The sequence below is a fragment of the Hymenobacter sp. YC55 genome, assembly GCF_029433095.1.
Lineage (GTDB): Bacteria > Bacteroidota > Bacteroidia > Cytophagales > Hymenobacteraceae > Hymenobacter.
Genome location: NZ_JARNTX010000001.1, coordinates 465,067 through 487,097 on the forward strand (window position 1 = coordinate 465,067; position 22,031 = coordinate 487,097).

16 protein-coding genes are annotated in these 22,031 nt (G+C 52.9%); 9 read left to right on the plus strand and 7 right to left on the minus strand.

What is annotated here, in order from left to right; genetic code table 11:
- Window positions 1–257: 257 nt before the first annotated feature.
- Window positions 258–2,201 (minus strand): DUF3857 domain-containing protein, encoded by a 1,944-nt coding sequence (locus P1X16_RS02020; protein WP_277225907.1) that lies wholly within the window; start codon window positions 2,199–2,201, stop codon window positions 258–260.
- 214 nt (window positions 2,202–2,415) lie between these two features.
- Window positions 2,416–3,615, minus strand: coding sequence for an MFS transporter (locus P1X16_RS02025; RefSeq protein ID WP_277225909.1), 1,200 nt, complete (start codon window positions 3,613–3,615; stop codon window positions 2,416–2,418).
- 184 nt (window positions 3,616–3,799) lie between these two features.
- Here P1X16_RS02025 and P1X16_RS02030 point away from each other — a divergent pair, with 184 nt between their 5' ends.
- Window positions 3,800–5,470, plus strand: coding sequence for a catalase (locus P1X16_RS02030; RefSeq protein WP_277225911.1), 1,671 nt, complete (start codon window positions 3,800–3,802; stop codon window positions 5,468–5,470).
- Between the two features lie 381 nt (window positions 5,471–5,851).
- Here the strand turns inward: P1X16_RS02030 and P1X16_RS02035 are convergent, their stop codons facing one another.
- Entirely contained in the window at window positions 5,852–6,946 is a 1,095-nt protein-coding gene (locus P1X16_RS02035) for an acyltransferase (protein ID WP_277225913.1), read from the minus strand.
- A 1,177-nt stretch (window positions 6,947–8,123) separates the two neighbouring features.
- Here P1X16_RS02035 and cmoA point away from each other — a divergent pair.
- Both cmoA and P1X16_RS02045 read left to right on the plus strand, forming a co-directional pair.
- Window positions 8,124–8,870: a carboxy-S-adenosyl-L-methionine synthase CmoA gene (gene cmoA / locus P1X16_RS02040; protein WP_277225915.1), complete on the plus strand. Its 747-nt coding sequence runs from the start codon at window positions 8,124–8,126 to the stop codon at window positions 8,868–8,870.
- Window positions 8,871–9,596, plus strand: coding sequence for an isoprenylcysteine carboxylmethyltransferase family protein (locus tag P1X16_RS02045; protein ID WP_277225917.1), 726 nt, complete (start codon window positions 8,871–8,873; stop codon window positions 9,594–9,596).
- Between the two features lie 100 nt (window positions 9,597–9,696).
- Here P1X16_RS02045 and P1X16_RS02050 read toward each other — a convergent pair whose 3' ends face one another.
- Window positions 9,697–11,223 (minus strand): hypothetical protein, encoded by a 1,527-nt coding sequence (locus P1X16_RS02050; protein WP_277225919.1) that lies wholly within the window; start codon window positions 11,221–11,223, stop codon window positions 9,697–9,699.
- A gap of 547 nt (window positions 11,224–11,770) precedes the next feature.
- Between P1X16_RS02050 and P1X16_RS02055 the strand changes: the two genes are divergently transcribed.
- A complete protein-coding gene (locus P1X16_RS02055; protein ID WP_245122256.1) occupies window positions 11,771–12,031 on the plus strand; it encodes a hypothetical protein in 261 nt (86 codons plus the stop codon).
- A 117-nt stretch (window positions 12,032–12,148) separates the two neighbouring features.
- On the opposite strand, the gene P1X16_RS02060 is transcribed toward P1X16_RS02055, so the two are convergent.
- The gene (locus P1X16_RS02060) at window positions 12,149–13,393 is read right to left on the minus strand and encodes a serpin family protein (RefSeq protein WP_277225921.1); all 1,245 of its coding nucleotides are present in this window, start codon (window positions 13,391–13,393) and stop codon (window positions 12,149–12,151) included.
- A gap of 195 nt (window positions 13,394–13,588) precedes the next feature.
- Between P1X16_RS02060 and P1X16_RS02065 the strand changes: the two genes are divergently transcribed.
- The 4 genes from P1X16_RS02065 to P1X16_RS02080 all read left to right on the plus strand — a co-directional run bounded on the left by P1X16_RS02065 (window position 13,589) and on the right by P1X16_RS02080 (window position 17,829).
- Window positions 13,589–15,469: an ABC transporter ATP-binding protein gene (locus tag P1X16_RS02065; RefSeq protein ID WP_277225923.1), complete on the plus strand. Its 1,881-nt coding sequence runs from the start codon at window positions 13,589–13,591 to the stop codon at window positions 15,467–15,469.
- 267 nt (window positions 15,470–15,736) lie between these two features.
- Window positions 15,737–16,330 carry a hypothetical protein gene (locus P1X16_RS02070; protein WP_277225924.1) on the plus strand — a complete coding sequence of 198 codons (594 nt, stop codon included), beginning with the start codon at window positions 15,737–15,739 and terminating at the stop codon, window positions 16,328–16,330.
- A gap of 46 nt (window positions 16,331–16,376) precedes the next feature.
- Window positions 16,377–16,832, plus strand: a complete 456-nt coding sequence (locus tag P1X16_RS02075; RefSeq protein ID WP_277225925.1) for a GNAT family N-acetyltransferase — start codon at window positions 16,377–16,379, stop codon at window positions 16,830–16,832.
- Between the two features lie 391 nt (window positions 16,833–17,223).
- Window positions 17,224–17,829, plus strand: a complete 606-nt coding sequence (locus P1X16_RS02080) for a DUF4136 domain-containing protein (protein ID WP_277225927.1) — start codon at window positions 17,224–17,226, stop codon at window positions 17,827–17,829.
- 92 nt (window positions 17,830–17,921) lie between these two features.
- Here the strand turns inward: P1X16_RS02080 and P1X16_RS02085 are convergent, their stop codons facing one another.
- The gene (locus tag P1X16_RS02085; protein ID WP_277225929.1) at window positions 17,922–18,842 is read right to left on the minus strand and encodes a hypothetical protein; all 921 of its coding nucleotides are present in this window, start codon (window positions 18,840–18,842) and stop codon (window positions 17,922–17,924) included.
- Between the two features lie 341 nt (window positions 18,843–19,183).
- Here P1X16_RS02085 and P1X16_RS02090 point away from each other — a divergent pair, with 341 nt between their 5' ends.
- Window positions 19,184–20,242, plus strand: a complete 1,059-nt coding sequence (locus tag P1X16_RS02090) for an MJ1255/VC2487 family glycosyltransferase (RefSeq protein WP_277225931.1) — start codon at window positions 19,184–19,186, stop codon at window positions 20,240–20,242.
- Between the two features lie 124 nt (window positions 20,243–20,366).
- Here the strand turns inward: P1X16_RS02090 and P1X16_RS02095 are convergent, their stop codons facing one another.
- Window positions 20,367–22,010, minus strand: coding sequence for a carboxylesterase family protein (locus P1X16_RS02095; RefSeq protein WP_277225932.1), 1,644 nt, complete (start codon window positions 22,008–22,010; stop codon window positions 20,367–20,369).
- Between the last annotated feature and the right edge of the window lie 21 nt (window positions 22,011–22,031).

Below are 22,031 nucleotides of genomic sequence, written 5' to 3' on the forward strand. Positions count from 1 at the left end.
GAAAAAGCAAAGGCAGTGCTGGTTCCTGCTACAAGCAGGAAGGAAGTAGTGTAATTGGTATTGGTCCTAATGGAAAGGAAACAGACTTATAGCTAACGGTACATCAATCTATAGTCGAATAAGCTCATCAATTTAGAGGTGAAAATTAAAGGAATCTAATTCTTAATATAATTTATTTATTCTATCACGTAATAAGCGTCGTTTTGGGCAGGGCTAAGCTATTCGAGGCCTGCCTTATAAGCGGCGTTACATAGCCTTTACTTTCTGCGTACCACCAGCATTTCGGCGTATTTGGAAGCAGCACGCTGATGTATTTCACGGAGTGCAGCGTATTCCGCAGGGCTATAGTCGGACTTTGAAAGCTGAAGCCGAGTAGCTATCTGGATGGTTTCCGGACTGATCTGACTGGCCTGATAAGAAAACCGTCCGCCGCCGTTCGGCAGCGCCAGCAGTACGCTAGCCGGTAGCTCTTGCACCGTGAAGTTTGCTGGCAATGTCAGTGTTACCAAGCCCGTGTATTCACGCGGCATCCCCAGGTTTACAGGATAGATGCGGTTCTCGGCTTTGAAAGGATGGGGCATCATGTCCACTGCTTTAAGCAGGGGCAGATAAAACATGGCCGCATCCGGGTTGTCGCTTGGGAAGCTTAGGTTCAACTCCACCGCTAAAGGCTTACGTACTGAGTCGAGGGCGACCAGCTTCACGGCAGCGGGTTGCCAATCACTCCAGCGGTGGCTGATGCGCCCTAGGTAGTCGCCCGTGGAGCTTTCTCGTATTTGGCGGCGAGCTTCCAAGCCAGCATACCCACCATATTCCAGCTTAACAGTGCCTTCCAACAAACCTTGCGGCGTAAGGCGCAGCTTAGCAGTCCGATATTGCACATGGCTAGCGGCGGGTTTTAGGGGCAGCCACCGTCCGGTGGCATCGGCCAGGCAGCCTTGGCCGTTGAGGCAGCGTTCGGGCAAGAACCCGAGCGGCAGCTGCGGTTCGGTGGCATCGAGTAGTACGTCGGGCTGGTTGGGCAGGGTAAGGTGAGCAGCCACATAGTTGAACTGCGTGATTACCGGCAAATTCGTTTGCACATTCCCGTGGTCGCGGGTGCTGAGCAACAGGGGAGTAGCCTGCAAGCCTGCTTGGCGCAGGGTCTGCACGAGCAGCAAATTCACATCGGCTGCATTGCCAAGGTGCTTCTCAAACGTGCGCCGCAAAGGCTGCGACACGTAGATGCGCGGTTGACCATTGTACTGTACGTTACGTTGCACCAAGGCCAGCACGGCCGCCGCCCGGGCAGTAGGGTCGGGGTACTTGGCTTGGATAATTTTAGCTTCGGCGGCAAGGGGCGCCGGAGAAGTTAAGGCTTTGCCAAATTCCTCGTCTTCGCTTAGCGTCTTCCAGAGCGTTTCCCACTTGCCAGTTAAATCGACATAATCATGGCCAGTGAAGTCGCGGCCAGCCAACTCGAAGTGCACGCTGCGTACATAGTCGTGCGGAGTGGTCATGAAGGGCTCCGACCGAAACGCTGGCACATCCTTCATGACCCATCGGAGTTGCATTGCCTGCCCCGAAATGCGCATATCTTTAGTAGGCCCTAAGCCTGCATCCGGCGACATATTGTAGCTGGTGCTGTACGGCACTGTCGTTTTTTCCTCTACGGCAAAGGGCAAGTAGCCACGTATAATCGACTTGTAGTTGTAGAATTGCGGAATATTGGCCCGGTACTCGCTCCAGCGCACCGGAATGCTGTGCTCGAACTGCCAATCCTGGAGGTTGAATATGAAGTCGGAGATAATCGTGTAGGAAAACTCCACAATAGAATTCTCCCGCACATCGGGCATCGTAAACGATACCTGCAAGTGGTTTTTGTCGAGCTTTTCCTTGAAGACTGGTTCCGAGCTAAGCTTCGCCTGCGAGACGCGGCCATCTTGCAAGTTGTAGGTAAAGCCTTTCAGGTTAGTCAGGCGCTCGGAACTGCCATCTTTGGTGTAAAGCGGTACCTGCACCGTGGCCCATTCATAACCCGATTTTCGGTTGATGCGCAGCCGGGCCGTGCGCTCGAACACCACCTGAAAATGGTCGTTTGAGCCGACAATCTTGCTGTTGCCGAAGTCACATAAATATTCGGCTTCGGCGGCTGCGGTATCTGTAGCAGCGGGTGGGTTAGCAAAATCCGCAGGCAGTACTTTGCCGAACTGAATCGGCATGTTAGTGATTCTCTGCGCGGTGAGAGGGCCAGCCACTACTAGGCAGGCGGCTAGGACTCGCATGCAGCGAGTAATGAAAGGGGACATAAAATAAGAGAGGCGAATAATACAGTTCTTTTCGCCTTATAAGAGATAGGAGGGAGGTTACGCAGTCTAAAGGTGCAATAAAACGAATAGTCTACCAAATATTGTATATATTCTACTTATTATCAGTTTAGTGCTCCACTACGGGCTGTTTTTTCACTCCAAACAGCAAGTAGACAACGGCCGCTATCGTGAGCGCCATACTCAAGCCGTGCACGTAAGGCAAATGCTCGATTTGGTTGGAGAATATCCAGCCGGCCAGCAAAGCGCCAAAGCCAATACCCGCTTCCAGAGCGATATACATAGTTGCCACACCCCGACCACGCCGCTCCGGATGGCTCAAGTCAATGGTCCAGGCGTAGAGGGCGGGAGAGTTGAGGCCAGTAGATAAGCCAAACAGTACCGCCCCGCCCAGGAAAAGCGGTATGGAATGGGTAGCCAGCGTGAGTACTCCAAGCGCCACGACAAGTAGGATGGTGGATATGCGCAGGATGGGTAGGCGGCCGTACTTGTCGGAAGCGCGGCCCGCTAGCAGGCGTATGGCCAAGGACGACAAGGTAAAGCAGGTATAGAACAAGCCTTTGTCGGCTGCTTTCAAACCGAGTGCTGTGCTTTGGTCGGGGACCACAGTCAGGATAGCGCCGTACGGAAACAAGCACAGCAGCGTAACGATGGCCGGCTGAAACACCTGCGGCTCTAGTATCTCGTCCCACTTCAAACGCAGCAGCTTCCAACTGAACCGCTGGCGCTGAGCCACCGGCAGCGTCTCGGTAAGGGTGCCTTGTACCAGCAAGCTCAGCAGCGCCAGCCCCGACGAAACGTAGAAAAGAGTATTGAGCGAAGTAGCCGCCGTCAGGCGACTACCCAGCGCTGGCCCGGCTGCCATGCCCAACGAACCAGCCACGCCAAGCAAGCCCATGGCTTCGCCGCGCTTGGCCAACGGAATAATGTCGCCAATGAATGCTGCCGTGGCCGTGGGCTTGAAGCCGGTGCTAAACCCGTGCAGCAGCCGGAGCAGCAGAAAGCCCGCCACGGTAGCAGCCCAGGGGTAAAAGAAGCCGCAAACAAAGCACACCAGCGAGCCAAAAACCATTACCGGAATGCGCCCAACCGTATCGGCTAGCTTGCCACTAAAGGGGCGCGAAATACAGGCAGTGAGCGTGAAGAGCGCAATAATAAACCCCTTGTATTCGCCCCCACCCAGCCGCGTAAGATGAGCTGGTAGCTCGGGCAGCAGCATGTTAAAGCTGGCAAAAAACAGGAACGACGACAGACACATCAGCCAGAAGCCGATAGTATACGTACGAGTAGCAATGATGGTGGCAGGCATGAGGGGCAAAGGTAGCAGGTAGCCACTGCGTTGGCTTTACGGCAGCTCCTCACTGGAAGAAAAAACCGCTTTTTCCCTGTGAATACCCAAATTTTATAGCGAAAATCGCAAACTATAGCCTTGGTCGGTAGTTTCTACTTGCTATCAGGACTGTCGTTCTAAACTCTTTAAAAACCCAATTCTAATGGATCAGGACCAGAATCAGAATGGTGCCGCTGATGCCCTGTCGGGTACGGGCACAGCTGTCACCGGCGCTGGCACTTCCCACGACCAGCGTACGGCCGACGGTGAGAACGCACAAACGCTCACCACGCGTCAAGGCCATCCGCTGACCAACAACCAGAACCTACGCACGGTGGGTAGCCGCGGACCGGCTACACTGGAGAACTACCAGTTTCTGGAGAAAATTAGCCACTTCGACCGGGAGCGGGTGCCTGAGCGGGTAGTGCACGCGCGGGGCGCAGGAGCACACGGCGTGTTCGAAGCGTACGGCAAAGTAGGCGACGAGCCAATCGAGAAATACACGCGCGCCAAGCTGTTCAACACGGCTGGCAAGCAAACCCCCGTGTTTGTGCGCTTCTCGACGGTAGGCCACGGTGGTCACTCGCCCGAAACCCTGCGCGACCCGCGTGGTTTTGCGGTGAAGTTCTACACTGAAGACGGCAACTGGGACTTGGTAGGTAACAACCTAAAGGTGTTCTTTATCCGGGACGCCATGAAGTTCCCAGACCTCATCCACTCGCAAAAGCCGGACCCAGTACACAACCGGCAGACCGGTGAGCGGATTTTCGACTTCATTGCCAACACTCCGGAAGCTATGCACATGGTTTCCTTCCTGTTCTCGCCTTGGGGCATTCCGGCTAACTACCGCCAGATGCAAGGCTCGGGCGTAAACACCTACAAGTGGGTAAACCAAGCCGGCGAAGCCGTGCTGGTGAAATACCACTGGGAGCCGCTGCAAGGCATCAAGAACTTGACTGCTGCCGAAGCTGAAGCCATTCAGGCCAAAAACTTCAACCACGCTACGCAAGACCTGTTCGAGCACATCGAAAAAGGCGACTTCCCGCAGTGGGAGCTGTGCGTGCAGATCATGAGCGACGACGAGCATCCCGAACTAGACTTCGATCCGCTCGACGATACCAAGATCTGGCCCCAAGACCAGTTCCCCTTCCTGCCTGTGGGTAAGATGACGCTCAACCGCAACCCCGAAAACTACTTCGCTGAAGTAGAGCAGTCGGCGTTCGGTACCGGCGTACTGGTAGATGGTCTCGACTTCTCCGACGATAAGATGCTGCAAGGCCGTACGTTCTCGTACTCGGATACGCAGCGTTATCGGGTAGGTACCAACTACCTGCAATTGCCAATCAACGCGCCCAAGAAGCACGTAGCTACCAACCAGCGCGACGGTCAGATGGCGTACCACGTGGATTCGGCTCCTGGCCAGAACAACCACATCAACTACGAGCCTAGCAGTCTCAATGGCCTCAAGGAAGCCCCGCGTACTGCCCCCGACCACATGCCGGAGTACACGGGCCGCTTAGTACGTCAGACCCTCGACCGCACCAACAACTTCAAGCAAGCCGGTGAGCGTTACCGTCTGCACGAAGATTGGGAGCGTGACGACCTGATCAACAACATGGTAGGTGCCCTCGCTACGGCCAACCGCAAGGTTAGCGACAAAATGGTAGAGCTGTGCACCAACTGCGACCCGGATTGGGGCCGTCGTTTGGCTGAAGGTCTTGAAGCCGCTCGCAGTGGCCAATCAGCTGAAGGTGGCAACCAATACAATGAAAGCAAAGGCAGCGAAGCCGTAGCGCAAGCCGAAGAAATGGCGCACGACGCTAAGCCTTACTAAGCAAATGCTTGGTAACGTTTAGTAGCGGTAGCTGCTAGCATAAAAACAGCCTTCCTCATGTACCGGCAACGGTCTGAGGAAGGCTGTTTTATTTTATGGGGGCTTTCTACCTTCAAGGTTGTCGAGCCAAAATAGCACCTCCGGAGCTGGAGCTCTGTATATTCTTGGTAATGCGAAGTTGTGTGCTTATTCTGATTTAGTAGCAAATAATATGCAGGCTGCGTTCGTATCCTATATATTTCTTTGCAGCTGGCCTATTGGATTGCTATATTAACTTAATATCTTCTTTGGTTAAATATTAAGTTAATTTTTACCTGCTTGATAATGTCTTGATAATTGATTTATCTGCTAAAAATTAGTATTTCAATTCTATTGCTGCTATTAAGCATAAACTCGTTTGAGTTTGCTTTTCAAGCCCAGGAGTGTTCCAAATGATTTCGACCAGAGCGGCCGATATTTCTCTAGAAATACGCCAATAATAGCGGAGGCTATTAAAACGACAATTAGGTTTTGCCACATGTGTGCAATGTTATTTCTTTCATAACCCAAAATAACACGCGATAATATTAATAGCGGGTTATGAAGTACATAAATAGGGAACGTAAGGTCTGCAACCTTGCGGAAGGATGCCACCCAATTTCTAGAAGGCACTACGTGTTTGCTTAAAGGCAAAAACCAGAGCGCAACCGCAAAAAACAAACCGTTCACCCAATCAGTAACAAACTGGTTGGCAAAGAAAAGCGGCGGGGTGCCTATCGGGCGCGGAAAAATGGGCACGTAGACTACAGTAGCCACCGTTACGCACACGGCAAGGAATACGAAAATCCACGATTTGGCGGGGCTAATATTGAGCTTAGGTAGCCGGTAGGCAGCAAAGCCAGCCAGCCAAATGGGCATCATCAGCAATATTTTAGGCCCGGCAATAAAGCACGCAAGCAATAGAAAAGCAGTTGATTTCCAGCCCGTAGTACGAAAGAACCACAGGCCAAAAATTATATAGTACCAGAATTCATAGCTAAGCGACCAAAGCGGCGAATTCATAGGTGGCGCCGCCGAAAAAAACCAGATTTCATTTAAGAAACTACCAGACAATATATAGCGGGGTAATGAGGAACCCCTAGAATACATAGCATGTAAGTCGGAGTTGGTATAGCGGACAATAATTTCCGTGACACCAGTAATGAGCAGGGCAGGCAAAACCACCGAATACAGCCGGCTTAGTCGAGCTTGCGCGTATTGCAAGCTACCCCGATTGTTGATCGTAGTGGTGTAGGCAATAACGTAGCCTGAGAGAACAAAAAACACCACAACCGCTGCGTGCGATATATTGAATAGCGGCGTGGTAGTGCTGTCCTTCTCAGGAAACCACATGATATAGGCGTGAAAAACTGCTACAATTAGGGCAGCAGATAATCGTAGGGTATCGAGAAATAAACTCGAATTCGTGCTGATTAAACGAGGTGTTGATTTATCCATGGCGCCCCTGCTAATTATAGTACTCTACCTCATAAATCATCGGTGTTTAGGATGATAGTGTTGAGCTAAAGCAATTACATTATTTCACTTCGTTAGATGCAAAATTATAAAGAAATAATTTAACGCGTCCTTGATACGTGCTCATGGGGACATTTAGCGCAGAGCTTAAGCTAAAAAATCATTCACATGATAATTAGACTATTCCGTCAATACGGTTTACTGCAGATTAAGATTTGATGTCGAGAAGATTCAAGCCATATTATTAGATGTAGTTTCTCTTGAGCTTTGCATCTGTGTACCGATATGTAACGCACTGATGGGAGTTAATTGGTGTTTTCAGCCGTTGGCACAAAAGATTTGCTGACGCGTGTGGGATTAGGTGCGCATTTGCTTGGGTCTCAACTGCCGAGCTTCTTGACAGCCATTCTACTACTAGCTGCAGGCATAACTTTCCTAAGGATACACTTATCTATCTTGTGAAGAGCCATATCTGTGCTAGCTGAAAAACTACAGCACTGAGGTTGGTGTAGATAATCTGAGGTATGGTGGAGTAGGCCAGGCCTAAAGCAGGCTAGCTGTTAAGGCGTATGGGCTAAATGGTATACGCAGGTGCTGCGGAAGATGCCACTCTCCTTTTGCCGTTCAGACACAAGCGCCGAGCTGCTGGACTTGTCTAGCTACTTATACCAAGGACAGTACCTATTATTTCTTAGTGTTTTTGGCAACTTCAACTTACAATTGCTTACTAGGTGCAGGGTAAGTGGAAGCTTTGAGTGCACAAACCTAGATTTGCAAAGTCCGGAGTAAGGTAGGCTTGCCTACCTTCTTTTGCATGGGCGTAAATAGGCTTGTGAGCCAGCAGCTTTCTACAGATTAACTACTTAGAGAAGGACGTGCTTCCCTGCCAACGCTCGGAGTATAAGGCTGTCGGTAGTTCATCATTGCATCTTCATCTTCGGACTACTTTATTTCCAAGTTGAACTCATGGTAAGACAGTAAGCTCAACTTCAATCAGATAGACAGGGTTGGCATTGTAGAAATTAACCTAAATTTGCGGGCCCTAACGAATAAGCCTAGTTGATAAATAGTATAAGTGCTGCTAATTAGCGTGCGATATAAATTTAATTCATATTTATTTTCAATTGGCTTTTCAACTTCTTCAGTAAAATAAAAAACCATGTTAGAAAACTCTGAAAAAAATACTGATGAAGTATTTAAGGAGGAAATAAAGAAAGCATCTGATTTTAAATTCAGTGCGAAGGTTGCCGGTGTCTTCGATGACATGGTTAACCGTTCTGTTCCTTATTATGGTGAAATCCAAAGAATGATTTCTGAGCTGGCCGGCGACCATGCGCAAGAAGGCACCAATGTGTATGACCTTGGCTGCTCGACCGGCACTACCATGATTGGAATGGACGTTTCGGTGCCTTCTGATATCAAATTTATTGGTATCGATGATGCTGCCGAAATGCTGGAAAAGTGTGATGTGAAGTTGAAAGAGGCCGGTATGGTAAGGCCATATGAGCTGCAGGTGGCCGACTTACATCAAGGAGCACAAATACATAATGCTTCGGTGGTAGTATTGTGCCTTACGCTGCAATTTATTCGGCCTATTCACCGTGAAAGATTGTTGAAATCAATCATTGATGGTATGGTGCCGAATGGCGTATTAATATTGGTTGAGAAAATACTAACGGAAGACAGTGTCTTCAACCGAGATTATATAAAGTACTATTACAATTATAAGCGCCGCAACCACTACAGCGAGATGGAAATATCTCAAAAAAGAGAGGCCCTAGAAAATGTTCTGATTCCTTATAAGCTCAGCGAAAACATTCATATGCTGCGGGAAGCTGGGTTTGGCTCCTGTGAGGTCTTCTTCAAGTGGTATAATTTCTCGGGCCTCATCGCAATAAAAAAGTAAATGATTTCAATTGGTAATTTTTTCTTTAAGTACAGAAATCAGCTCTTTATTTTTCTGTATGCAGCATTGTTTATTCCTTCGCCACCACTGTTTACACCCGAAGTATTCGGCGAGCATTACTACGTTTGGCCAATCACCATTGGGCTTATAGTAACTGTGACGGGGCAGCTTATTCGGGGTGCATCCATTGGGCTGGTTTATATTGTGCGCGGTGGTAAAGACAAGAAGGTGTATGCCGAAGATTTGGTGACGCAGGGCATGTTCAACCACTGCCGAAACCCGCTGTATGTTGGCAACATCCTGATGCTGGTAGGGGTAGGTATTCTGTGCAACTCCCTTATTTATATGACGGTTTTTATTCCGTTGTTTTTATTTATCTATCAGGCCATTGTATTAGCAGAAGAGAAATTCTTGCGCGGCAAGTTTGGCGCTCAGTTCGATGCCTACTGCTCGCGGGTTAATCGGTGGTTGATAAACCCAGTAGGTTTAGGTGACACGTTCAGCAGCCACGATTTCAGTGCCAGCCGTTGGATTTTAAAAGAATACAACACGCAATTTGTATGGCTGGTGGGTATTACACTCATTCTATTGGTGCATTATCCACAGCTTACGCATTCTGATGAGAGCCTGCGAAATACGCTGTTAGGCGTAAGTTTAGGTGCCTTGACATTCCTTTATCTGCTGGTCAAATACCTGAAAAAGTCAGGTAAGTGGGCAGCAGAGTAAGCTGCTAAGCTGATACCAAAAAGGCGGCCCCACAAGGCCGCCTTTTTTTAGGTCTACTGCCTATTAAACTGCAGAAGGCCGAGAGGCTAGCTGCCCTAGATTATTCAGTTGGTGCAGCCGCCGAATCGGTAGCTGCAGGAATATTTTCTTGCTCCTGGCGGAGGGTATCGGGGTTTTCCTCTGTGTTTGTTTCAACTGGGGCGGCAATGGGTTCAGTTGTTACGCCCTCTTCGCTAGCCGCAGAATCGTCAACCAGTGGTGCAGCTTCCGGGTCAAGCGAATTGAGTGGTTCTGTTGTGTCGCTTTCTTGGTCTGTCGTTTCGTCCTGGGCGGGCGTAGCAACCGATGAATACCGAGGGGCCTCTTTGGGCTTGTCGCTGCCCCAAGGCACTTGCGTCAAGCCCCAAACCCCAAACCCGAGCCCAACTACAGCCGCGCCAACCAAGGCTACGCGTGGCCACTTCAATTGGGATGTAGGCCGCTGAAATAAATTGGTGGAAGCAGGCCGGGATGCAGGTCGCTTTAAAGCTGGATTGGCAGCTACCGCGGGGGCGGAGGGTGTGGTCGGGTGGGTCTGAAATTGCTCGATGAGTTGCCCGAGTTGCTGAATGCGGGCGTCTAGTTCCTGATTGCGCACGGCAGCTTCGGCGCGGGAAACGCGAATAGCTTCTTCCAGCGCCTCTTTCTCGCGCGTTTCGGCGGCAAGTCGGGCTTCTAGCGCGGCAGAATTGGGGGCTGGTGCTTGCGCTAATTGCGCCCGTAATCTGGTAATGCTGGCTTCGCGCTCAAGTTCGCGGGCTTCCATTTCCTGGCGTTGCTGGCTGAGCTCAAGCCGGACCTGCTGGCGCAATTGTTCGAGGTGTTGTTTTTCCTCGCTGCTGGCGGCTACTGTGGCGGCTGCCGACCCATACGGCGCGTCGTGGGGCACATCTTCAGCGCCCAACCAGCGCCAGAGCTGACGCGCTTTCTGTTCCCAATAGCCTTCGTCCACAGAATCAGCGGGCTCGTCGCCGCCATAATCGACGGCTACGGAAGGTTCAGGGTGTTCGGCGGCTAGGTCTTGCGCCCAGTCCGTTAGTTCGGCGTTGCTTAGCTGAATTTCGGGGTGGGCCAGCTGGCGCAGTCGGCGCACCAGCTGGTTTGTGTCCTGTAGCAACTGAAAACTATCGGCGCCGGGCTGCGTGTGCAAATACTGCTCGACCCCTGGCCCAAATGTGACGGGTGCTGAAAACAATGCCAAGCCCGTAATCAGCTCCGGGGCTACGGTTCCTGCTCCTAGCTGCGAAACCAGCCAGTCAGCCAAGGATTCTTTCAACCGCCGAAACTGGCTGAACGGATTGGTAGCTCCATTCGGCATGCGCAAGGCTTGCCCCCCAAGCTGCCAGGTGCTAGGTGCTGAGGAAGAAATATCCAGTAGACCTCCACCTGCTACGAATAGCAGTACCGTAACGCTGTGCGGACGGACAAGCACGGCATCATATACTTCGCCACCTTCTTCTACCGCGAAGTTGCCCAGCAACAACGACACAGGCGCAGCAGGCTCTGCTTCCAACGCTGCTTGCACAGCCTCAAACTGGGCCTGGCGAACTGGGTCGGTGAACGGAGGAAACAGAAACGTGTGCAGCATGGCGAGTGCGAATAAGGGAAAGCAAGTGGCTATAGGGTAAACGCTGCTAAATGTAGAAAGTATGGCAGCGCTTCTATATAGAAACAGCGCCACAAGAAAAAGCTAGGCGCTGCGAGGGTTGTTTTTCAGAACGATCCTGCTTTAGTGGTTGGTTCCGATGAACTCCAGTAAGGTGAAAACTCAACTGCAAACGGTTAACCGATCCATTCCGTTATGTACTTTAACCGCGTCAACGCTACAGTTTTAGGCCTAAGGAAGTAGCAAAAGTGGAAATGAGCTATACCCGTCGAATACTTCGGCTCGATACCTTCGGCACGAGTAGCATTTCCCTTCTGCCAACTTCCTGCTAGAAGGAGGGAAGCGCAAAATCGGTACTAGCCGCAAGGCCTATTACGTATTTTTCACCCCGACGGGAGAGCCTCACGAACGTAAGCTACCAAACTGAAACAACTCCAGTTGTTGCCACTCAACAAGACGCGGATTTGTGCTTGTGTTGTCTTACACTGGAATTATTCGATCCAGAAATCCACCTAACTCTCTTGTCATCATGCCGCTTCACGAAGTGTTAGACAAAAAACTCAGCAAAATCTACGAGCCTAAGTCTCGTATCGATGATGTTTTCAAGGGCTACGATATCACTTTCCTAACCAACGAGCATGGGGAACCAGTGACTTTGTTTTTTGGGAAGCGCCGCCCCGACGGCACGATTGTCGGCGAACGGTTTACGCGTACCATCAAGCGGGTGCCCGGCAGCATGGAAGTGAAATCCAGCCACTGGGACAACCAAGGCAAGATTATGGGCCGATAAGCAACGCTGCTATTAACTCCTGTCTCGCTCATAAAAAAGCCCGCATCTTAAAAGATGCGGGCTTTTGCCTTTAGCAGCAGAGCGACTTATACGTTTCCAGGCTTAATAGGGCTTGCGCTAAGGAGCCATCAACTGGCCGATAAATAGAATAGCGTTAGACGATTTCTCGCGGATCAGGAACACGAAGGGCCGGTCGGCGATGATGGCTTGTGGGATTGAAGTCGTGACAAGGCCTACTGACGTTGCGGCGGCTGCCTCGGTGCCTTCCTCGTTCACGTCGAGGTAAGATTTGTGCTTCACCTCACTGATTGCAAACTGCTGATTGGAAGCTTGCACCATCTGGCTGAAGTTAGCTTGATTGCTGAACGCTATTCCCATCCCGAGTTGGGTAAGCGCTTGTTTCAACTCCTTCTCATACTCCATCTTAAACTTTGGTAGGCGCAGTTCCAGGCTGCTGGTGTGGGCATTGGTGAGCCAAGTGCTAAGATTGGCACTGTTCAGTTCTGGCGTGATGTCTGCTATCGTTTTGGAGGGAGCAGGTAGCACTAGCGTCATGCTGAATTGTTTGTTGCCGTACGGTAGGTCCAGCACTTGCTTGGTAACGTCGGCGTAATAGGAGTACTGGCCGTTTTTCAGGGTCATGAAATCCGTTGAAACGTTGCTGCCATCTTCTTTGCGGAAATCGGCGCGCCGGGTGAGCTGCTTGTCGAACTGGTAGGTCCAAGTGCCTTTGAAGTAAATGGCATTCACCAGATACATGACGTCGTCGGCCTTAATGTTGTCTACAATGCTTTTAATCTTGTCATTAGTCTTGCTCTTCACCCAGTTATTGATGGCGTCTTTGGAGCTGGCCGAATTGAAATCCAGGCTCTTCACGGTAGCCCCGAAGTAGTTCTCGTTCTTCTGCGCAAAAGGTGCCTGGAGCTTGTACTGCTGATTGTACCAGATGGAATTGGCCGTTGAGAACGTTACGGTCTTGTCGATGTTGGTCAGCAGCTCCGACAGCATCTTGAAAGACTCGTTGATTTCGGAGTCGGTCTGCGGGGCGAAGCCTAACGTTTCCTTAATGGCTTGCTTGGTGGTACCATCGGCCCCGTTGTAGGTCATGGTAATAGCCGACGAGATACTCAGCGGTGAGATAAACAGGTTGCTGGCGGCATCACTGGCCCGGAGCGTCGAGAAGGTGCGGAAAGCAAAGTCATTGGAGCTACCCACAGTTTTCACTTCTGCCGCCGTCAGTGGCCGCAGATTCGGGGTGTTGTCGGTGTTGTCGGGCGTTACGGAGTCTTTCTGGCAAGCAGAAAGCAGTAAAGCGGCTCCGGCCACTCCCAGCCAGGTAGCTCTGGTAATTATCTGTTGCATTGTGGAGAGGTAAGGGTAGATGGATACTTGCTGATACTTGTTGGGAACAGGGCCTAGGTGTGGTCAACCCACTGAGAAGAGCCACGGCCTTGAATAGAGGTTGCATCCCCCGGATTTCTAGTTCTTTCTGGTTGGTTTCCCTGCCAAAACGGCAACTCTTGCACTCCGGTCCGAAGGTTGCCGTAAACCAAGCTTATGTCTTGGATATCATCTGTTTTAACTCGAATTTCCGCCAAAGCGCCTCGCCGTGAAGGCAAGCCGGTTCTTACCGTGCGTGAACGGTTTTCGGCTCTTAAAAACCTGCCCGAATTTTTGCGCCTGATCTGGCAGACCAGCCCCAGCCTTGCCTTAAGCAACATCGGTTTGCGCTTGCTCCGGGCCGCGCTGCCTGTGGCCATGCTGTATGTCGGTCAGCTTATTCTCGATACCGTCGTTCAACTCAGCCGCCAACCGGCCTCTAGCCGGCTCCTGACGCCTGTACTCACCTTAGTGGCCTTGGAATTTGGCCTCGCCATTCTTTCCGATGCTCTTGGCCGCGGCGTGGCCCTGCTCGATTCCCTGCTCGGCGACTTGTTTGCCAACCGTACCTCGGTGCGCCTAATGGAGCACGCCGCCGAGCTCGACCTCGACCAGTTCGAAGACAGCGCGTTCTACGACAAGCTAGAGCGGGCCCGCCGCCAAACGTTGTCGCGCACTGTGCTAATGGCTCAGGTGCTCAGCCAGGCGCAGGATGCCATTACCATGGCGTTTCTGGCTTTCGGATTGGTGGCTTTCAACCCCTGGCTGCTGCTGCTGTTGCTGGTTGCCGTTATTCCGGCTTTCCTAGGCGAGTCGCACTTCAATGAGCGCAGCTATTCGTTGGTACACAGCTGGACCCCCGAGCGGCGCGAATTAGACTACCTGCGTCAAACCGGCGCCTCCGATGAAACGGCCAAAGAAGTGAAGATTTTCGGCCTTTCTGAGTTTCTGATCGAGCGGTTTAAGCTGCTCTCCGACGAATTCTACCAGAAGAACAAGGACCTCGTTGTTCGGCGAGCCAGCTGGGGAACGTTTTTCGCGGCGGTAGGTGCGGCTGGTTATTATGCGGCCTACGTTTACATCATCAGCCAAGCGGTGCGCGGCCAAATTTCTATTGGTCAGCTTACCTTTTTGGCCGGTTCATTCGGGCGGATGCGTGGTTTGTTGGAAGGCATCCTTAGCCGCTTTAGCAGTGTGGCCGATGGCGCACTGTACCTGCAAGATTTCTTCGACTTCTTCCACCTCAAGCCCCGCATCATTCGGCCCGATGCCACGCAGGTTGTGCGGCCATTTCCGCAGCCTATCCAGGAAGGCTTCGTGTTCGAGAATGTGGGCTTCAAGTACCGCAACGCCGAAAAGTGGGCGCTGCGCAACCTTAATTTTCAACTGAAGGCTGGCGAAAAGCTGGCGCTGGTAGGCGAAAATGGCGCCGGTAAAACCACGCTCGTCAAGCTGCTTTCGCGCCTCTACGACCCCACTGAGGGCCGCATCCTACTCGACGGCTACGACCTGCGCGAGTACGACCCCGCCGAACTGCGCCAGGAAATCGGCGTGATTTTTCAGGATTTTGTGCGCTTCCAGCTCCCGGCTGGCCAGAACCTAGCCGTTGGGCGCATAGAGGAGAAAGAAAACCGCCCTCGTATCGAGCAAGCTGCAGCCCAGAGCCTGGCCGACTCGGTTATTGCCAAGCTGCCCGAGGGCTACGACCAGATGATAGGCCGCCGCTTCAATGGTGGCGTGGACCTAAGTGGTGGGGAGTGGCAGAAGATTGCGCTTGGCCGCGCCTACATGCGCGACGCCCAACTCCTCATCCTCGACGAGCCCACCGCCGCCCTCGACGCCCGCGCCGAATACGAAGTGTTTCAGCGGTTCAATGAACTCACGAAAGGCAAAACGGCCGTGCTTATTTCGCACCGCTTCAGCACCGTTCGCATGGCCGACCGGATTCTGGTGGTGGAGAACGGTAAGAGCGTTGAAATCGGGAGCCACGAGGAATTGCTGGCTCGTGGTGGGCGCTACGCGGAGCTATTTCAACTGCAAGCCGCTGGATATCGGTAGGAGGGAAGGGCAGCGCGGGGAAACCAATGTCTTACAACTTGAGCCTACTATATTTCCCGCGCTGCCTGTAGCTTGCAGCGTTAGTTGCCTTTCGTGTACAGCACGTTATCCCGCATTATGAAGAATAGAAGGTGTTTGCTGCTGAGTGGATTGGTTCTAGGGGCTTTCAGATTCGCTGCGGCAGATCCGGCCGTCGCCACGAAAGTGTACGTCATTTCACTAACGGGAAGCGAGGTACACGAAAAACCGTCTTTTCAATCGAAGATAGTGCGGAAAATCCCGATTGGCGCGGCCGTGAATGCGCAGCAAACTATAGCGTCGGATGATGTGAAGCAGATTGGCGCCGGCTTCGCCTTGCAGGGCGACTGGATAAAAGTGGCAGCCCCCGGGTACACTGGCTATATCTTCAGCTCCGACGTAACGAAGCGAAAGCCGGAAGTCAAAAACGAGTTTAACGGATTCGTGTATGTGGATTTGCTGGGTGCCAAGAAGAGCACCCGAGTCGAGAAAAAGAAACAACCAGGCGCTACCACGAACAGCGCCGCCGACTATGCAATCCTTGAAACGACGGAATATGCAAACGGCACCTACACGATGACCACATATGACAGCTGTTTCGACCATGACTATACGTTCAGGCATCTTACACTGCCCGAGGCGTATCACCACATGATAAGCGGCTATTCCGGATATGATGTTGGCCTCAAGGGCAAGAAGCTACAGCAGCCCAAGCTGATAGCCAGAAAAGGGAATGTGTACACATTCACCTGCGGATTTGGGGGAAGAGACGCCGCGCAGGATTTGAAGCTTACGGTCAAGGCGAACGGGGTTATCACTATTTCTTCCTACGACTGTACCTGATTGTATGCAACGGCACGAGTGTAGTGGCATTCACAGCAAGTAAAAAATGCTAGAGTATACTTTCAAAGAACTCCTGCCTCCCGCTGGCACAGACACTGAACCTATTGTGCACCTGCTGGCAACGGTGCTGGAAAGCTCCGTTGATGAAGTAAACGCTGACCTAACCTACCAGCTGACCCGTCAGCCGGTGCAGGCATGGCTAGCCTTTTCCGAGGGGCAGTTAGTGGGCTGCAAGCTTGGCTACGAGCGGAAGCCAGGGCACTACTATAGCTGGTTGGGTGGCGTACAGCCTGCCATACGCGGCCAAGGTATTGCGCGGGAGTTGATGCGCCAGCAGCACGCCTGGTGCCAACAGCAGGGCTACCGCCGTATCCGAACCCAAACCTATAACCGCTGGCGCGCCATGCTGCTCCTGAACCTGCACGCCGGTTTTGACATTGTGGGCACGGTGCAAGGTTCGCGTGGTTTGGTGCTTGTGCTCGAAAAAGAACTGACGGCGTAGTTGGTCGCACGTTCGAGGTCCGCTCCAAAGCCGAACGAGCTGGAATTTTTCAGAGCAAAGCTGAACTGTAGATATTATTTAATCGTGTCGTTGCTTTCGGATGAAAGCAGTAGTGCCAGGACAATTTTACTTTGTTGCCCTGCTTGGTAAGTTGAAATTCTTGCTTCTCCGATTGTGCTGTGGCTACTCTAAAATTTAGGGTCCAGGATGTTAAAACACCATTTAAGACACTGCACACAGCTTTAAAACAAGGGGCTTTAACTCCTAGAGTAGCTGAAAGGCAGTAGTTGAGGCACAAGAAATTTTGCGGGTTTAGGTCTGATCATCAGCATCTAACCTATAAATAGTTTCGTAACTTGAAGCCTGTGATTCCCCTCATGTCTGCTCCGTTATGAAATTGTTTTCTACTCTTTTGGTGGGCTCAAGCTTAGCCCTGGCCTTATCTGGTTGCTTTGCCGCCCGCGAAGCCCGCGTCGAATCCGATTACAGCTACGCCGGCGCCTTCCGTCGCTACCGCACCTATGAGTTTGTGACTGGCGAAGGGCTGGCGGCCGATACCAGCAAACTGGGGGAGGTACTCCGCGACGCTATCCGTACCCGGATGAAGGTGCAAGGTTACCGGCCAAGCAAGCGCCGCCCCGATTTGCTGGTGAATTTTCGGGTCTATGAAGGCGACATGCGCTTCCGCGGTTACGCGCAGGAAGACATTTCGCGGTGGGTGAACGAAGAAAAAATAGAGGACGATGAAACGCCCGCCGAGCAGCGCACCGGCTACCAGCCCGTCCGGATGCTACTCGCCGAAGGTACCTTGCTCATCACCCTGATTGACAACAAAACCAACCGCGCCGTTTGGAATGGCTACGCTTCGGGCGTGACCGTGCCCAATGGCGTGCAGGGCGAGGTAGTGCTCCGCCGTTCGGTTCGCTCTATCTTCGACCAGTACCGGGTGTTCACGGCCGGCTACCTTGATGGCGGCAACCGAGTAAGCGAAGAGTAAAAGTTTATAGAAACGCGAAGCCCGACTTCATTGCCCCGAAACAGTCATATTGTTTCGGGGACAGTGAAGCCGGGCTTCGCGTTTCTATGGGTTTACCGCCGGCTCGATGGAATTCGGAATTGCAAGCCTATGCTTGGCACAATGGTCAGGCCACTGAGGCTTGCACTCTTGTTGTTGAGCAGTTGATAGGTGCCGTAGTTCTGGTAGTAGATACCAAGCGAGGGAATGATGTAAGCGTAGCGGTAGCCGAACTTGGCATTCGCAAAGGCGCCGAAGGAAGGGAAGTTGGTTTTTTGCTCTGGCAGCGCTGGCACTTTCACGTTGCCATTGAAAACCCGACCTGGCTCGAAGCCATAGCGCATAAAGGTGTGCGTGTAGACCACACCGTAGGAAATAGCCCCAATTTCTTCCTCGGCCCCGAAGGAGTGGCTAAAGACCAACGGTACGATAATATCGCGGCGGGTAGCCCGGAAACCCAGGATTTCGTCGATATCGTCGAGGAAAGGTAGGCTCGGTAAATTGGCACGTTGGGTAGCGAACTGTAGCCCAATGCTGGCGTAGTTGGCTCCGGCCGGTCCACCAGGGCGTTCTACACTACCCGTTGGCCCCAGGAACTGATAGGCAGCATCGAATACGTGCGAGCCAAAGGCGTACTTGTATCCGACATCCAGCCGATCGAGCGCGCCGTAGCGCACATAAAAGTCAGAGGAAGGGCGCACCGGGTCGAGCACGTAGGCCAGGGCGGCTACCTGCAACCGGTCGATGGTGCCGGAGTAGCCCACGGTATCTTTCCGCACCGTTTCCTCGGCCGCCGACTTCAAGGCCGAACCGGTTTTGCTGATAGTTTCGGTGGCTACGTTGAAAGCCAGGTTGCCCCCAACCCGAAACTCACCTTTGGGCGTGACCTTGCCCGTGCTTACAATGGTGCGTGGGGCGGTGCAGGAACCAACCAACATGGTAGCCGCAGCCAAAGCTAGGAGAGTTACCCGGCTGAAATGGAAAGAGGAAGCCATAGAGAAGAGAGTGCGAAAAGCAGGAAATTCGGTACTGGCAACGGGTTTGCCAAAACCAGGCCGAAAGTAGTTAAAGCAACTCTACAACGGGGAGCGTCTTCGAAGCTTCATAGTTTCACCCATCTTTTTGTTTCCGCCTTATCCTGTTTTGCTGCAGCTGATTCAGCTTGAGCCTGAAGTTGTTACAAAATCAATGGAGGCTGAATCACAGCTTCATCAGATCAAGCAGGATTTTGCAATCAACCTAAAGGCCACCTTTTAGCTAGTTCCTGCATGGGTTCTGAGGTTGACTTTCGTGACGAAATCGTTATTTCACCACCTCAACAATCAGTATCCAACTAATGAATATCCTATACGGAGTGCCGGGCGAGGGCATGGGGCACGCAACGCGCAGCAAGGTAATTATCCAGCACCTGCTGGAGGCGGGCCATGACGTGTGCGTGGTGAGCAGTTCGCGCGCTTATCAACTGCTCGCGCGCACATTTCCGGGACGGGTGCACGAGATACGCGGGTTCCACTTAGCCTACAAAAGCCTAACCGTATCGAAGCTGCGCACCGCCGCCCTGACCCTCCGGACAGCCCCGGAGAACCTGCTCGTCAACTTCCGCAAGTACCGGGAGATGCTGCGCGGAATGGAGTTCGATGTGGTGGTGTCTGATTTTGAGTCGTTTAGTTACCTCTTTGCTAAGTGGCAAGGCTTGCCTGTTGTTAGCATCGACAACATGCAGATCATCAGTCGAGCGCGGCTGGATGTGGCCGTGCCCGCCGCGGAGCGCGACAACCTAGAACTGGCGCGCCAAATAGTGCGGGCGAAGCTGCCACGCAGCCACCACTATTTCGTGGCGACCTTTTTCCCGTTACCCGTCATCAAACCAAACACCACGCTGGTGCCCCCCATCATCCGGCCCGAAATACTGGCGGCGCAGCCCACGACCGGCGAGCATGTGCTGGTGTATCAGTCGGCTACCACGCAAAGCAATTTGGTGCCGTTGCTGCAAGGGCTGCCCAAGCAGGAATTTCGGGTGTATGGCTTCAACAAAGAAGAAAGCCACGGCAACGTGCAGCTAAAGGCCTTCAGCGAGCAAGGCTTTATTGATGATTTGGCCAGTGCCCGCGCCGTAGTAACCAACGGAGGCTTCTCCTTGATCAGCGAGGCCGTTTACTTGCACAAGCCCATCTGCGCCATCCCGATTCCTGCCCAATTCGAACAGTTTCTCAACGCCGCAGAGTTGGAAAAGCTTGGTTACGGCCGGCACTTCGAAAGCCTGACAGCCGATAACATCAAGGCGTTTCTGTACGATGTAAGCGGCTTTGAAGCGGCGTTGGCAGGCTACGGTCAGAACGGTAACGAAGAGCTGTTTCAGCAGCTGGACGAGGTTCTGACTGGACTTGCGAAGTAGGAAGTTCTCTACAACAAGCATGTTGCTATGTAGCTGATGCTAGTTGCCGCGTTTAGCAATGAAAAGGCCCTGCAAACTGCTTCAGCAAGTTTGCAGGGCCTTCTTTGTAAGACGTTGGTCCGAGCTACTTGGCTGCGGTTTGCTCTAGCAGCAGGTAACGCGCACGATTTTTCTCGGGTTCAGCGCGGGTTGTCACATCGAGGTACATCACTTGTACGGCGTTGCTGCCGTTGGCCGCGGGCCACTGGGGCAGGCCGGTGCCGTTGGGGTTGCCGGTCTTGATGAAGTTTGCGAAGTACTTCTGCATGGTTTCCGACACTTTATAGTCGTCGGGCGTCCAGGCATACACCTTGTTGGTTGCTAAGTTGCCCAAGGCATACTCGATTTCCGCCGAGTGCACGGCGCCGCGCGCCGGAGGAGCTTTGGGCGCATTGGGGTCAGTTTGTTTCACCACGCCCCCGGCCAGGCCAGCCGTGGCGTTGCCCATCTCGGGCGTCATGGCAGGGCGCGGACGGGCGTAGAGGTAGCGGTACACCTGTTTGCCACCGGTTTTCCCGTGTACTTCGGCCCATTTCCAGGTACCGTAGGCTATGAACCGGTCGCTGGCTAGGTCAGTAGCGGCTTGTTCGGCTTCAGTCTCGTTGGTGGCAGCGTACACTTTCAGCACCTCATTGGAACGGTCGCCATACAGCTTCTGAACTGCTTGCGCGAACGTTTCGGGTGTTGGTTTCTCTTTACCTAGCACTGCACCAGCATTCATTTCCTGTGAATTCCAGCCCACCAACAACGGCACGTGCGCCTGCTGGCCCGAAGTAAATATTTCGGTTGGCGAAGAAGGGAAGAAGTAGCCATCGACAATGGTGGAGAAGCGGGTTGCACCGGGTTTGCCGGTAGCCTCCAGCAACTGCGTAGCCGGTAAAGCTCGGAGTGCCGCCAGTGAGGTAGCGCCAAGTGCCGTGCCGAAGGCGACACCGTTTTGCTCGGCCTGCACGAGGGTAGTAGGAGGCTGCAAAGAGAGCAGCGAACCACTCTCGCCGATAGCCCCGGCAATCAGGCCCTTCGATAGGGGGGAGGCCATTTGGGCACTAACCGAAAAAGAGCCGGCTGACTCACCCCCGATGGTTACCTTTTTCGGGTCACCGCCGAAGGCTGCAATATTCTGCTGCACCCACCGCAGAGCGGCGCTTTGGTCGAGCAAGCCATAGTTGCCGGACGCATGCTGAGGCGATTCCTTGGTTAGCTCGGGATGGGCCATAAAGCCGAAAACGCCGAGCCGATAGTTTACCGTGACGGCCACAATGCCGCGGCGCGCCATAGCTTCGCCGTCGTAGCGGGGCTCGGAACCGTCGCCGGCTACAAAGCCGCCACCATAGAAATACACCAGCACAGGCAGGCGCTCTTTGCCGGTTTTGGCGGGCGTCCACACGTTCAAGTACAGGCAATCCTCACTCACGCCATTGGAGCGAAAGTTCATGTCTCCGAATAAAGGCAGCTGCATTGCCCGCGGGCCGAAATCTTTGGCTTGGCGCACATCCGTCCAGTTCTTTACTGGCTGCGGCGCCTTCCAGCGCAGGTCGCCAACGGGTGGGGCCGCGTAGGGTACGCCCTTGAACATGCGGATGCCGCTGGCGGCCGAAGTGCCTTCAAGCGGACCGTTGGCGGTTTGCACGCGGTTAGCAGTGGTGCTAGCAGCTGGTTTAGAGGTTTGCGCCATAGCTACTGGCGCCAGCTGCAGGGCCAGAAACGAGACAATAAGCAGTGTTTTCATGCGGGGTGGTTTTCCTTGGAG

What these genes read in the sequence shown, in the direction of transcription:
- P1X16_RS02020 (WP_277225907.1), bottom strand. Translation starts at nt 2,201, where the DNA reads ATGCCGATTCAGTTCGGCAAAGTACTGCCTGCGGATTTTGCTAACCCA.
- P1X16_RS02025 (WP_277225909.1), bottom strand. Translation starts at nt 3,615, where the DNA reads ATGCCTGCCACCATCATTGCTACTCGTACGTATACTATCGGCTTCTGG.
- P1X16_RS02030 (WP_277225911.1), top strand. Translation starts at nt 3,800, where the DNA reads ATGGATCAGGACCAGAATCAGAATGGTGCCGCTGATGCCCTGTCGGGT.
- P1X16_RS02035 (WP_277225913.1), bottom strand. Translation starts at nt 6,946, where the DNA reads ATGGATAAATCAACACCTCGTTTAATCAGCACGAATTCGAGTTTATTT.
- cmoA (WP_277225915.1), top strand. Translation starts at nt 8,124, where the DNA reads ATGTTAGAAAACTCTGAAAAAAATACTGATGAAGTATTTAAGGAGGAA.
- P1X16_RS02045 (WP_277225917.1), top strand. Translation starts at nt 8,871, where the DNA reads ATGATTTCAATTGGTAATTTTTTCTTTAAGTACAGAAATCAGCTCTTT.
- P1X16_RS02050 (WP_277225919.1), bottom strand. Translation starts at nt 11,223, where the DNA reads ATGCTGCACACGTTTCTGTTTCCTCCGTTCACCGACCCAGTTCGCCAG.
- P1X16_RS02055 (WP_245122256.1), top strand. Translation starts at nt 11,771, where the DNA reads ATGCCGCTTCACGAAGTGTTAGACAAAAAACTCAGCAAAATCTACGAG.
- P1X16_RS02060 (WP_277225921.1), bottom strand. Translation starts at nt 13,393, where the DNA reads ATGCAACAGATAATTACCAGAGCTACCTGGCTGGGAGTGGCCGGAGCC.
- P1X16_RS02065 (WP_277225923.1), top strand. Translation starts at nt 13,589, where the DNA reads ATGTCTTGGATATCATCTGTTTTAACTCGAATTTCCGCCAAAGCGCCT.
- P1X16_RS02075 (WP_277225925.1), top strand. Translation starts at nt 16,377, where the DNA reads ATGCTAGAGTATACTTTCAAAGAACTCCTGCCTCCCGCTGGCACAGAC.
- P1X16_RS02080 (WP_277225927.1), top strand. Translation starts at nt 17,224, where the DNA reads ATGAAATTGTTTTCTACTCTTTTGGTGGGCTCAAGCTTAGCCCTGGCC.
- P1X16_RS02085 (WP_277225929.1), bottom strand. Translation starts at nt 18,842, where the DNA reads ATGGCTTCCTCTTTCCATTTCAGCCGGGTAACTCTCCTAGCTTTGGCT.
- P1X16_RS02090 (WP_277225931.1), top strand. Translation starts at nt 19,184, where the DNA reads ATGAATATCCTATACGGAGTGCCGGGCGAGGGCATGGGGCACGCAACG.
- P1X16_RS02095 (WP_277225932.1), bottom strand. Translation starts at nt 22,010, where the DNA reads ATGAAAACACTGCTTATTGTCTCGTTTCTGGCCCTGCAGCTGGCGCCA.